Origin of the sequence: Deinococcus aetherius, from assembly GCF_025997855.1 — a bacterium.
GTDB classification, from domain to species: Bacteria; Deinococcota; Deinococci; order Deinococcales; family Deinococcaceae; genus Deinococcus; species Deinococcus aetherius.
In genome coordinates, this window is the sequence record NZ_AP026560.1 from 67,885 (window position 1) to 80,000 (window position 12,116).

General features: G+C 71.0%; 13 protein-coding genes (1 of these 13 running past the window's edge). 8 read left to right on the forward strand and 5 right to left on the reverse strand.

The window, feature by feature from the left end:
- Window positions 1-13 precede the first annotated feature (13 nt).
- From DAETH_RS00335 to DAETH_RS00350, 4 genes are all read left to right on the forward strand, one after another.
- On the forward strand, window positions 14-949 hold the full coding sequence (locus DAETH_RS00335) for a DNA polymerase III (RefSeq protein ID WP_264775987.1): 936 nt from the start codon (window positions 14-16) through the stop codon (window positions 947-949).
- 96 nt (window positions 950-1,045) lie between these two features.
- Complete coding sequence (locus DAETH_RS00340) at window positions 1,046-1,690, forward strand: MBL fold metallo-hydrolase (protein WP_264775988.1); 645 nt, start codon at window positions 1,046-1,048, stop codon at window positions 1,688-1,690.
- A 72-nt stretch (window positions 1,691-1,762) separates the two neighbouring features.
- Window positions 1,763-2,950: a low temperature requirement protein A gene (locus DAETH_RS00345; RefSeq protein ID WP_264775989.1), complete on the forward strand. Its 1,188-nt coding sequence runs from the start codon at window positions 1,763-1,765 to the stop codon at window positions 2,948-2,950.
- Window positions 2,951-3,059: 109 nt separating this feature from the next.
- Complete coding sequence (locus DAETH_RS00350; protein WP_264777456.1) at window positions 3,060-3,734, forward strand: DUF2270 domain-containing protein; 675 nt, start codon at window positions 3,060-3,062, stop codon at window positions 3,732-3,734.
- Between the two features lie 58 nt (window positions 3,735-3,792).
- Here DAETH_RS00350 and DAETH_RS00355 read toward each other — a convergent pair whose 3' ends face one another.
- From DAETH_RS00355 to DAETH_RS00365, 3 genes are all read right to left on the reverse strand, one after another.
- Complete coding sequence (locus tag DAETH_RS00355) at window positions 3,793-4,452, reverse strand: CDP-alcohol phosphatidyltransferase family protein (protein WP_264775990.1); 660 nt, start codon at window positions 4,450-4,452, stop codon at window positions 3,793-3,795.
- Window positions 4,453-4,615: 163 nt separating this feature from the next.
- The gene (locus DAETH_RS00360; protein ID WP_264775991.1) at window positions 4,616-4,978 is read right to left on the reverse strand and encodes a hypothetical protein; all 363 of its coding nucleotides are present in this window, start codon (window positions 4,976-4,978) and stop codon (window positions 4,616-4,618) included.
- A complete protein-coding gene (locus DAETH_RS00365; protein WP_264775992.1) occupies window positions 4,975-5,871 on the reverse strand; it encodes a hypothetical protein in 897 nt (298 codons plus the stop codon). The genes DAETH_RS00360 and DAETH_RS00365 overlap by 4 nt, the downstream gene beginning before the upstream one ends.
- A gap of 69 nt (window positions 5,872-5,940) precedes the next feature.
- Here DAETH_RS00365 and DAETH_RS00370 point away from each other — a divergent pair, with 69 nt between their 5' ends.
- Window positions 5,941-6,711, forward strand: coding sequence for an APH(3') family aminoglycoside O-phosphotransferase (locus tag DAETH_RS00370; protein ID WP_264775993.1), 771 nt, complete (start codon window positions 5,941-5,943; stop codon window positions 6,709-6,711).
- A 114-nt stretch (window positions 6,712-6,825) separates the two neighbouring features.
- On the forward strand, window positions 6,826-9,114 hold the full coding sequence (locus DAETH_RS00375; RefSeq protein ID WP_264775994.1) for an MMPL family transporter: 2,289 nt from the start codon (window positions 6,826-6,828) through the stop codon (window positions 9,112-9,114).
- Here the strand turns inward: DAETH_RS00375 and thrB are convergent.
- Window positions 9,111-10,073 (reverse strand): homoserine kinase, encoded by a 963-nt coding sequence (gene thrB, locus DAETH_RS00380; protein WP_264775995.1) that lies wholly within the window; start codon window positions 10,071-10,073, stop codon window positions 9,111-9,113. The genes DAETH_RS00375 and thrB overlap by 4 nt on opposite strands.
- 130 nt (window positions 10,074-10,203) lie before the next feature.
- A complete protein-coding gene (thrC, locus tag DAETH_RS00385; RefSeq protein ID WP_264775996.1) occupies window positions 10,204-11,241 on the reverse strand; it encodes a threonine synthase in 1,038 nt (345 codons plus the stop codon).
- A gap of 300 nt (window positions 11,242-11,541) precedes the next feature.
- Here thrC and DAETH_RS00390 point away from each other — a divergent pair, with 300 nt between their 5' ends.
- Together DAETH_RS00390 and rpmB are read left to right on the forward strand one after the other, a co-directional pair.
- Complete coding sequence (locus DAETH_RS00390) at window positions 11,542-11,808, forward strand: GlsB/YeaQ/YmgE family stress response membrane protein (RefSeq protein ID WP_264775997.1); 267 nt, start codon at window positions 11,542-11,544, stop codon at window positions 11,806-11,808.
- Between the two features lie 213 nt (window positions 11,809-12,021).
- Window positions 12,022-12,116, forward strand: partial view of a 50S ribosomal protein L28 gene (rpmB, locus tag DAETH_RS00395; protein ID WP_264775998.1) — the 5' portion only. The gene runs 121 nt beyond the window's last position; only the first 95 of its 216 coding nucleotides appear in the window; it begins with the start codon at window positions 12,022-12,024; its stop codon lies off the right edge, out of view.

Below are 12,116 nucleotides of genomic sequence, written 5' to 3' on the forward strand. Positions count from 1 at the left end.
CCGCGTCCTCCCCATGACCCTTCCCCCCGCCGCCCTCCTCCACGGACCGCTCCTCGAACAGACGGGCGTGTTCCGGGGCAATGCCCTGCTCCTCACCGGGCCCGCGCGGGTGGGGAAGCGGGACGTGGCGCTGGCCGTTGCCGCTCAGCACAACTGCACGGGCACGCGCGGCATGTACGGGGAAGGCTGCGGGGTGTGCCCCTCGTGCCGGGCCTTCGCGGCGGGGGCGCACCCCGACCTCCTCGTCGTCGAGCCGCGCAACACGACGGCGACGGGGAAGGCGGCGCGGCGTAAGCTCATCCCCATCGGCGCGATCCTGGAGGGGCGTGATCAGGGCCGCGAGTACGAGACGCACGTCTTCGAGTTTCTGGAGGTCCGGCCCACCTTCCGCCGCCGGGTCGTAGTGGTGGACGGAGCCGAGTACCTGGGGCAGGAGGCGGCGAACGCCCTGCTCAAGCTCGTGGAGGAACCCCCGCACAGCGCTCTCTTCGTCTTCCTCGCCGAGGACGTGCGCGCGGTGATCCCGACCATCGTGAGCCGCAGCGCCCGTGTCAGCGTCACCCCCGCCTCCGACCGGGCCATCGAACGCGGGCTGACCCTGGGTGGGGAGGCACCTGACCCCGAACTCGTCGCCTTCGCCGCCGGGCGGGCCGGGGTCCTCGCCGAGCGGGAGGCGGTGCGCGCGGCACTCGGGGACGCCGCCGAGTTCACCCGGGCGGTGGGCGAGGGCATGTGGCAGGCGCTGGAGGAGGCCGGGCGCCTGGAGAAGTGCTGGGACGCCGCGTGGCACCCTGAGGCCCTGCGCTTCGTCTGGCGCACTCAATCCCCCCACGCCCGCGCCCGGGCCGACGCCGCACTGGAGGCGCTGCAATCGGCGCTGGAGGCGTACGCGAACCCGGGGCTGAGCTTCCAGGTCTTCGCGCTGGCGCTGCGGGAGGCGCTGGAGTGAGGGATGGGGACGCAGACCACTCCTGGACGTAGAAGGGGTGGTGGACACGCACCATCTCACTCACCGCCCACTCCCGCCCGCCCTACACTTCTCCCCATGACGAGAGCGAGGGAACACGGCACGGCGCGGGTCTGGACGCTTCCCACCGGGCCGCTTCAGGAGAACGCGGTGCTGGTGGCGGGGCAGGGGGGCGAGGGCTTTCTCTTCGACCCCGGCGACGAGGCGGAGCGGGTGCTGGCCCTCGTGCGGGGCGCGGGGGTGACGGTGCGGGGCATCCTGCTCACCCACGCGCACTTCGACCACATCGGCGCGGTGCAGCCGGTGCGGGAGGCGTTGGGGGTGCCGGTCTCCCTCCACACCGCCGACCTGCCGCTCTACCGCCTGGGGGCGGCGTCGGCGGCGCGCTGGAACCTGCCTTTCATCCAGCCGGAGGCGCCCGACCACGAGATCACCCAGGGGCAGGTCTTCACGGCGGGCGACCTCGCCCTCACGGCGCGGGAGCTGCCGGGGCACGCGCCAGGGCACGTCGTTTTTGTCGGGGACGGGTTCGTGGTGGCGGGCGACACGCTCTTTCAGGGCGGGATCGGGCGCACCGACCTGCCGGGCGGGAACCACCCCCAGCTCCTCGCGGGGATCGCACGGGAACTCCTCTCGCTGCCGGACGAGACCGTGGTGTACCCGGGTCACGGCCCCGCCACGACGGTAGGCGCCGAACGGCGCACCAATCCCTTCCTGCGCTGACCGACCTGAAGGCCCCCACCCTCTCCGTTCGGCCAGGAGGACACCGGGCGGACGGGTGCGTTAAGGTCGTGTATGTTCCGCAACTACCGGCTCTGGTGGCAGGCTCCCCAGCTTCACGCCCCCGGGGAGGACGCCCGGCGGGTCACCTGGCTCGAACTCTTCTACGACCTCGTGTTCGTGGTCGTGATCTCGCGGCTGGCGCACCACCTCGCCGATCACCCCGACGCGCGCAGCCTGGGCGAGTTCCTGCTCCTGTTCATTCCCGTGTGGTGGGTGTGGCTGAGCGTCGCGTACTACAACGAGCGTTTCGAGACCTACGACCTGAGCTTCCGCGTCGCCACCTTCTTGCAGATGCTCGCCGTGGCGGGGATGGCCGCGACCGCCGAGTACGGGCTGGGCAAGACGGCGACCGGCTTCGCGCTGTCGTACGCCTTCGCCCGGGCGCTGATCACTCTGATGTGGTGGCGGGCGGGGCGGCACAACCCGGGAGTGCGGCCCGTCACCGACCTGTACGTGCGCAACTTCAGCGTCAGCGTGGGGCTGTGGACGGTCGCCGCTTTCCTGAGCGGCCCGGAGGCGCTGGCCCTCAAGGCGGCAGGCCTCCTCATCGACCTCGTCACGCCGCTCCTGACGCTCGCCGACCAGCCGCGCGTCTTTCCCGCGCCCGCGCGCAAGCTGCACGAACGCTTCGGGCTCTTCGTCATCATCGTGCTCGGCGAGAGTTTGGTGGGCGTGGTGAATGGGTTGGCGGAGGCGGGGCGTTTCGACGTGGTGACCCTGTTGCGCTTCGTGCTGGGGCTGCTGCTGGGCTTCGGGCTGTGGTGGATCTACTTCGACTACATCGGCCGCCGGGAGCCGGACTCACACAACCGCTGGCGCTTCCTCTCCTGGACCTACCTCCACCTGCCCCTCGTGGTCGGCATCACCATGATCGGCGCGATGATCGAGCACGCCGTGGCGGTCGAGGGCCCCGCCGAGGTGGGCGTGCGCTGGCTGCTGGCGGGAGGCTTCGCGCTGTTCTACGTCGCCTGCGCTGGGCTGGAGTTCACTCTGGAGCCCGAGGAGTCCCCAGTGTTCTCGCCGGGTCAACTCGCCCCCCTGCGCCTGCTCACGGCGGCGGTCGCGCTGACGCTGCCCCTCCTCCTGAATGCGCTCTCGGGGCTGGTGCTGGGGCTGATCCTGCTCCACGTCCTGCACGCCGGGCTGGGGGTGCGGGCGTGGTTCGCCAGCGCCAACGCGGGGCGCAGCGACGTGCATTGACGGGGGAGGGAGTGGGGGGAGAAAGACGCGCCCCCCTCGTTCCCCGGCCCGGAGGAGCTTACCCTGGAGGGGTGATGTCCCCGTGCCTTCCTCCTCTCAGGTGCCGCCCGTGCCCGGCGTAGGGCGTGGTGCCGGTGCGGTACTGGACCGGACGCTGACGGAGCTGAGCTACAGCTCGAACACCGCCAACGCCCTGATCCACCTCTACCGCGCCGAGGTCGGCAAGATGACGGCCTACCGCCAGCGCCTCGACACGACGACGAACTGGGCGGTCGTCACCACCGCCGGTCTGGCCTCCTTCGCCCTCGGCAACCCGAGCAACAGCCACGTCACCTTCCTCTTCGCCATGTTCCTCAACTACTACTTCCTGCGGCTGGAGGCCCGGAGATTTCGCACCTTCGAGATCGCCCACCACCGGGTCCGCATCATGGAGCGTTTCTTCTACCCGGCCATGCTGGGCGACGCGGTGGACCCCGGCTGGCACCAACTGCTGCTCGCCGAACTCGGCAAACCCCGCAGCCCGATGAGCCGCGCCGACGCCCTGGGCTGGCGCCTGAACCGCAACTACCTGTGGATCTACGCGGCGGTGCTCTTCGCGTGGTTCGCCAAGCTCGACCTGACCCAACCCAAGGGCTGGGTGCTGGAGTTCCCGGAGGCGCTCTCGCTCGCCGACATCGGCAACTTTCCAGGCTGGCTCGTGTTCCTGGCCGTCCTCGTGTTCTACCTCTACCTGATCGTGCTGGCCGTGCGGGCGGCGCGGACGTACCCGCTGGAGGAAGGGTAAGTGGTGAGTGGTCAGTGGTCAGTGGATGAGGGGCGATCCCACCCAAACCACTGACGACTCACCACTTCCCACTGACCTTCCCCTCCCTCCATGTCTGCACCCCGGCGAGCAGCAGCGCCTGTGCGGGCAGGCTCCACAGGTACGTGCCCGGTCGCCGCGCGAGCAGGCACAGGCCGAGGGCGAGAAGTTGAGTGCTGAGTCCCAGGTTGACGGCGACCACGTTGATCTCGCGAGGGGTGTAGGCGACGCGGTCGGCGGGGGTGGGGGGACCGCCCGCCGCCGCGCGCAGCCGCCCCTCGAAGAGGGCACCGAGGACGCGCTCCTGCGGGGTGAAGTACAGGGCGTACCCGCGCCTGAGGGCCGCGAGGACACGCGGGTCGTCCCCCGCCTGGGCGGGCGGGTCGCGGAAGACCTCGCCCCGGGCGGCGCGGTGGTCGCGCTCCCACAGGTAGTCCACGCTCAGGATCAGGCTTTGCAGCAGGGTGAGCGGCACCCCCCACCATCCGGCGAGCCCCACGAGGACGACGGCGTTCACCAGGAGATCGCCCTCCGTGTCGAGGTAGCGCCCCGTCTCGGTGGTCTGCCCGGTTGCGCGGGCGAGCTGTCCGTCGAGGTTGTCGAGGAGCGTCTTGACCTGGAGGAGCACGGCGGGCGTGACCCGGTGCCCACGCCGCAGGAGCACGCCCGCCCCCACCCCCAGGGCCGTGTGGGTGAGCACGACGTGCAGGGGATTGACCCCCCACCGGGCCAGCGGGGGCACCAGCCGCGCGGCGAGGGGGCGAAACAGACTCTCGCAGACCCACTCGCGGGCCGGGCGGGCCTTGTAAGTCGCCGGGGGGGGAGGGGTTCCAGCGGCTCCCTCCCCTGTGGACGAACGACCCTCAGCGCCTGCGGCCACTGTTTGGCGGTCCCTTGCGGACGCCCGCGTAACGGTTGCGCTCCTTGCGGCGCTCGGCGCTCGTCATCCCCTTGGCGCCCGCCCGCGTTCCCGTTCCAGCCGCCCGGCGCGGTGCGAAGGTGTCCACGTTCAGGAAGCGCGCGAGCGGGAGATACAGCGCCAGCACGAAGAGCAGCGTGCCCCACCACGTGTCGAGGTACGGCCCCAGCCCCGCGAGCCGCAGCAGCGCCGAGAGCACCGTCGCCAGCACGGTGAAGAGCAGCACCCGCAGCAGGAGCCGCCCGAGCTTGCGCCGCGTGAAGCCCGGCTCCGGGTCGGGCGTGGTCAGCCAGCGCCAGAAGTTCACGCCTCGCCCCCGTCCGCGCCCGTGGCGGCCCGCGCCGAGGCCCCCAGCGTCACCCGGTCGCGGAAACCCGCGAGTTCGGGCCACTCACGCTGCCCACCGTCCACGTCGATCACCAGGGCGGGTTTGTGCGTCTGCCCCGAGAGGCGGTTCAAGGCCGCCCGGTGCGCGCCGTCCCGGGCGGGTGAGGTGAGGAGGATGCCGCGCACCGCGCTCTTGCCCTCCAGCAGCCTCAGGGCGCCGAAAAGTTCGCGCTCGCCCGCCGGGGCCGTCGCCGCCCGCTCCATCCGCTCCCCCCGCGCCGCCACCTGCGAGGCGGGCAGGTCGGGGGAGAAGACGGGGTGCAGCCCCAGCTCCTCCAGCGCCGCGCGCAGGCCACCGCTCAGGTCGGGGTCGCCGAGCAGAACGCGCGGGCCGATCACGGCGACGGTCGCCCGCGAAGCCCGGCTGAGGGAGGGCATCTCCTCGCGTCCCCCGGAGGCCAGCGGCTTGACGCGTTCCAGAGCCAGGCGGACGCGGCCCGGGTTGCGGGTCAGACGTTGCCCGAGGTCCATCGCCGCCGCCCCCATCTCGTCGCCGCCCTCGGGGAGCGCGATCAGGGTCGGCAGGCCGCTGATCCGCCGGGGCAGGAGTTCGGTGAGGGCCTCACCCCAGGCGTCGTTCGTCACGGGGGCTGCCCTCGGCACGAGCACGGCGTCCACCCGCCCGAGTTCCAGAATCCGCCCCAGGACGAGCTGCACCTGCACCGGTTCGTCCGGCAGGCTCTCGCGGCCCAGGGCGAGCGCCTCCCCCGGCGGGAGGGAGGGCGTCACCGTGTCCACCCCGAGTTCCTTGAGCAGCGCCGCCCAGTAACGGGCGTACCGCGTGCCCAGCGAGTTCAGCAGACCGACCTTCATCACGGGCAGTCTACAGGGACGGGCCGGGACGATGGGGGGACCGGGCGACCTTCCCATATCCTGCCCCGCATGACCCTCATCCTCCCCGACCCCCTGCGCCGTGTGCTTCCCGCCGCCCGCTGGGAGGCCGTCACGCACGGCGAGAGCGGCGCGGGCGTGTGGCGGAGCCAGCGGTACGTGGTGAAGGTCCAGGCGCGCGGAGGCCTCCCGGCCAGCACCCTCCTTCAGGAACGCGAACGCCTGCGCTGGCTCGCGGGCCGGGTGCCCGTTCCTGCCGTCGTGGGGTACGAGGTGACGCCCGAGCACGAGTACCTCGCCATGACCCGCCTGCCCGGCCTCCCCATGAGCGACCCCGACGCGCTGCTCCACCCCGAACGGGTCGTGAGCCTCCTCGCCCGCGCGCTGCGGGAGCTGCACGCCCTCCCCGTGCGCGAGTGCCCCTTCAACATGACCCTGCCCGTCATGCTGCGCCTCGCCCGCGAGCGGGTGGCGGCGGGATTGGTGGACGAGGAAGATTTCGACGACGAGCGTCTGGGGAACAGCGCCGCCGAGGTCTGGGGCGAACTCACCCGCACCCATCCCGAGGGGGAGGACCTCGTGGTCACGCACGGGGACGCCTGCCTTCCCAACCTGATCGTGAGCGGCGAGTACGTCGAGGGCTTCGTGGACGTGGGCCGGGCAGGGATCGCCGACCGCCACGCCGACCTCGCCCTCGCCCACCGCAGCCTGATCCGCAACCTCGGTGCCGAGCACGCCGAACGCTTCCTCGACACCTACGGACGCGCGTTCGTGGACGAGCGGAAGCTGGCGTACTACCGGCTGGCGGACGAATTCTTCTGAGCAGCGGGACCGGTCGGAGAGGGTGGGTGCCTGCCATCTCCCGGTCGCCGCCGAGCTTGCAGCTTGCAGCCTTCCGCCCTGTCCGCTTCCCGCCCCCATGCTCTACTGCCCCCCGTGCGCTTCCTGTCCCGGCTCGTCGCCCGCCATCCCTGGCCGGTGGTGGCCTGCTGGGTGCTCCTCGCCCTGCTGAGCGCCTACCCGGCCTCCCTCGCTCCCCGCGCCCTGAGCGCCAACCCCGGCGCCCTGAACGACGCCGAGAGCACCCGCGTCACCACCCTGCTGCGCGAGGAGTTTGGCGAGACGGACACGAACACGGCCCTGCTCGTGACCCGCCTCCACCCGCCCCTAACGACGCCGGAGGGCCGGGCCACCCACGACCGCTTCGTCCGTGGGCTGGAGGAGGTGCCCGGCGTCACCCGCGTCCTGCCCGGCGGGGCGCAGGGGGCGGTCCCCACGGTGAGCCCCGACGGCACCCTGGCCCTGACCGTCGCCCAGATTCCGCTGCAAGAGGGCGCGACAGAGACCCTCGCCCGCGTGCGCGCCTACGCCGACCGGGCCGAGCGGGAGGCGGGCGCGGGCCGCCTCGACGTGCGTGTGACGGGCGGGCAGGCCATCGCCGACGACTTCACTGAGTTCGCGGAGGGGGACACCAAACGCAGTGAGTTCGCCGCCCTGCCGCTGACCGGGCTCGTGCTCCTCCTCGTCTTCGGGGCGCTCGTCGCCACGGGTCTCCCCCTCGTAATCGGCGTTCTGAGCATCACCGTGGCGATGGCGGGGGTGTACGGACTGACCCGGGTGACGGAGGTTTCCACCTTCGCCCAGAGCGTCGTCACTCTGCTCGGCCTGGGGGCGGGGATCGACTACGCCCTGTTGATGGTTAACCGCTTCCGGGAGGAACTCGCTCGGGACGGGAACTCGCGGGCGGCGGCAGCCAGAACCGTCCTCACGGCGGGCCGCAGCGTTCTCTTCAGCGGCCTGACCGTCGCCATCGCGATGGCCGCCCTGATCCTCCCGCCCATCGCCTTCGTGCGCTCGATGGGGCTGGGGGGCGTCCTCGCCGTCCTCCTCACCGTGCTCGCCAGCGTGACCGCCTTGCCCGCCCTCCTCGCCCTGCTGGGAGAGCGGGTGAACAGCCCGCGCCTCCTGCGCCTGACCTGGAGCCAGAACGCGGCGGCCTCGGGCGCCTGGACCGCCTTCGCCCGGCGGGTCACGGCCCGGCCCTGGCTCGCGGTGATCCTCAGCACCCTCTTCCTGCTCGTGCTCGCCCTCCCCGCGCGGGACATGCGGACGGGCTACGCGGGGGCCTGGGGCCTCACGGCGGGCGTGGAGAGCCGTGACGCCCTCGCCGACGTGCGCGACCTGGGCTCGGGGGGCCTCCTCAGCCAGTTCGAGGTCGTCCTCGATTTGCATGGGCGGCGCTACGGCCCGGAGGACCGGGTGCGTTTTCAGAAGGTGGTCGGGGACCTGCGTGCCCTGCCCGGCGTGCGGACGGTCGTCAGCCCCTTCCTCACGCCCGCCGACCTCGCGGGGGGAACCGTGACGGGACTGGGAGCGGACTCTCTCGGCGCCCTGAGCCTCCTTACCCGCCGCTCCTTCAGCGACGACCGAACTCTGCTGCGCGTGACGGTAATTCCCGAGACGTACCTGCGCGCAGATCAGATTGACCCCTTCGAGACCCGTCTGCGCGCCACACTCGCGGCGAGCGGCTTCCCCTTCCTCGTCGGCGGGGCGCCCATCGGCGAGCGGGAGTTCAGCCGCGCGATCACGGACGCCTTTCCCACCGCCGTCCTGACCGTCTTCGCGGCGACCTTCGTGCTGCTGATGCTCGCCTTTCGCAGCCTGCTCGTGCCCCTCAAGAGCATCGTGATGAACGCGCTGACGGTGGGGGCGGCCTACGGGGTCGTGACCCTCGTCGTGCAGGGGGGCTTCCTCGCCGCGCCGCTCGGCATCCCGCAGGACGTGGGCGTGCTCGACTCCAGCCTGCCGCTGCTGCTTTTCGCCGTGTTGTTCGGCCTGAGCATGGACTACGAGATTTTTCTGCTCTCCCGCGTTCAGGAGGAGGTCCTGCGCGGCCACCCCAACGACGAGGCCGTCGTGCTCGCCGTGGGCCGCACCGCCCGCATCATCACCTCGGCGGCGGTGATCATGTTCATCGTCTTCTGCGCCTTCATCGCCGGGCGCGTCGTCGCCAACAAGAGCATCGGCCTGGGGCTGGCGGTCGCCGTGGCCCTCGACGCGACCCTCGTCCGGCTCGTCCTCGTCCCCGCCTTCCTCAAGATCGCCGGGCGCTGGAACTGGTGGCTGCCGGGGTGGCTCGACCGGCTGTTGCCGAAGGTGCGGGTGGAGCACCAGGAGCCCAGGGCGCCGGGCAGAGCGCGGGGAGTGGAAGGCGGCTCAGGCTAACGCCTCTCCGGCGCCCTGCTCGCCCCCGGGGAACTGGGCGAGGCTGCGTCCTGAACCCTGCTCACCACCGTGCCCCCGGTGTCGATGGGGAAGTCCTCCACCCGCCCCGTCAGCCCGTTCTTCCTCATCACGCCCCTGAGGTAAGCGTGCAGCCTGCCCGTGTCCTCCCGCGCGTCGTGGAAGCACAGGACCGTCGGCCCCGCGCCGCTGAGGGCGGCCCCCAGGGCGCCGTGCCGGTGCGCCTCCTCCAGGATGTCGCTCAGGCCCGGCACGAGGGGTGCGCGCCAGATCTGGTGGATGTAGTCCTGCATCGCGTGCCGCAGCAGGTCGAGACGCTCCTGCGAGAGCGCGGCGGCGAGGAGCGCGGCGTGCGAGAGGGCGTGCACCGCGTCCGCCCGGCTGTACTCCTTGGGCAGCACGGCGCGGGCCTTGCTCGTGGACAGCTCGAAGTCGGGGATCAGCACGGTGACGCCCAGATGCGCGGGCGGCTCTAGCCGGACGTAGTGCGTCCCCAGCCTGTCGAGCGTGGCGACCACGATCCCGCCGAAGAGCGCCGGGGCCACGTTGTCGGGGTGCCCCTCCTCGCGCGCCGCTACGTCGAGCACCGCCTCGTCGTCCAGGGGCCGCCCCAGCAGCTCGTTCCCGGCAACAATTCCGGCGACGAGCGCGGCGGCGCTGCTGCCCAGCCCCCGCGCCAGTGGCACCTCGGTCTCGATCTCCACCCTGGCGGGCGGCAACTCCCGCCCCACCCGCCGCGCCGCGAGGAGCATCGCCCGGTAGACGTAATTGCTCTCGTCGGCGGGCGTGCCCTCCAGCTCTGCACCCAGCGGCACCACTTCCGTCACGTCCTGCTTTGTAACCCGCAGCGTGGTGAAGAGGGGCACGCTCAGCCCCAGGCTGTCGAAGCCCGGGCCGAGATTCGCGCTCGACGCGGGGGCGCGGACGGTGAAGGGGGTCATACCTGATCCTGCAAGACGCGGAGAGCAGAAGGCGGAGAGCCCAGAGCGGAGGTGCCCCGTCCTTCCCACGCCCCACTGACCACTGACCACTCACCCGACGGCCCACAGCCCACAACCCACACCCCGTTCCTCAAAGAATGCTCTCCAGCACCCGCTCCATGCTCGCCTCGATCCCCCTGGGCGCCTCGACCGCGCGCATGGCGGCGTTGGGGTCCTTCAGGCCGTTGCCCGTCAGCACCGCCACGACCGTCTGGCCGGGCGTGAGCTTACCGGCGGCGTGCATCTTCAACAGGCCCGCGACCGGGGTCGCGCTGGCGGGCTCGCAGAACACGCCCTCCTGCGCGACGAGGTTGTAGGCGTGCATGATCTCGTCGTCGTGGGCCATGTCGAATAAGCCGCCGCTCTCCCGCACCGCCGCCCGGGCGAGGTCGGCGCTCGCCGGATTCCCGATGCGGATGGCGGTGGCGATGGTCTGCGGCTCGTCCACGATGGCGTTGCGCACGAAAGGCGCGGCCCCCTCCGCCTGAAAGCCCCACATCTTCGGCAGCCCGTCACCCTTCCCGGCATGGTGGTATTCCCGGAACCCCATCCAATACGCGCTGATGTTCCCCGCGTTCCCCACCGGGATGGCGAGGACGTCGGGCGCGCGGCCCAGCTCGTCCACGATCTCGAAGGCCCCTGTCTTCTGCCCCTGGAGGCGGTAGGGGTTCACCGAGTTCACCAGAGCGATGGGATGCTCGCTGCTGATCTGCCGCACGAGCCTCAGGGCCACGTCGAAGTTGCCGTTGATCGCCACGATCTGCGCCCCGTACGCCATCGCCTGTGCCAGCTTGCCGAGCGCGATGTTGCCGTCGGGAATCAGGACGATGCACCTCAGCCCCGAGCGTGCGGCGTACGCAGCGGCGGCGGCGCTGGTGTTCCCAGTGCTCGCGCAGATGATGGTGTCTGCGCCCTCCTCGACCGCCTTGGCGACGGCCATCACCATGCCCCGGTCCTTGAAACTCCCCGTGGGGTTCAGGCCCTCGTACTTCAGGTAGAGGTCCACCCCCAGGTGTGCGCTTAGCTTCGGCGCCGGGATCAGGGGCGTGTTCCCCTCGTGCAGGGTCAGGGCGGGCGTCTTATCGGTGACGGGCAGGTATTCGCGGTAGCGTTCGATGAGTCCGGGCATGGGGCGTCCTCCGTGCCGCGCGGGGGCGGTCAAGTCTGCCCATCCTAGCGGCGGGGGCCTGGGGGAGTTCCAGGGAGTCAAGACAGGAGACGCCTCTGCGCCGTCAGGTTGGGGTCAGGGATGAGCCCTCAAACGTCACATCTGCACCTCATCCTTAGCTGAGGTTTGGGGCGTCTCCACCCCACCTTGGGTCACCCTTGAGAAGGTATCTCACCACACACTAACGGCCGAGCATGAGTTTCATTGTGCGATCACAACGAGTGGTTGATCGTTGAAACTCAACGTCCTGGAGGTCAAATCATGGGTTGGATCATCACTATTCTGGTGGGTGCGCTGTGCGGCTGGCTCGCGAGCCTGATCATGAAGACGGACGCCCAGCAGGGGGCCGTCGCCAACATCCTGATCGGCATCGTCGGCAGCCTCCTCGCGCAGTGGATTTTCGGCGGTCTGCTCAACATCGGCGGGAGCGCCGCTGGAACGGGCTTCTCCTTCTGGAGCATCATCTGGGGTGTGGTCGGCAGCGTTATCCTGATCGCCATCCTCAAGGCGCTCAGGGTCTTGCGTTAACCCCGCAGTTCCTCGTCGGCCGGACTCCCCTGGGGGTCCGGTCTTTTGTTTTTTGCCCTTCCCTCCCGGGGCAGCTGTTCAGGTTCCACAGGCTGTGCTATCTTCGAAAGGCTTGCCTGACCCCGCCCGGCGTGGCGGCGCTTCCCGGCCTTCCCCGCCGGATGAACCCGCCCCCGGCAGAGCACCGGGTCAGGCTCAAGAAGGAGTGCGAAGATGTCCAGAGTGTGCGAAGTGTGCGGCAAGGGGCCGATTGTGGTGAACTCGGTCATTCGCCGTGGTAAGGCCCGCGCGGCGGGTGGCGTCGGCCG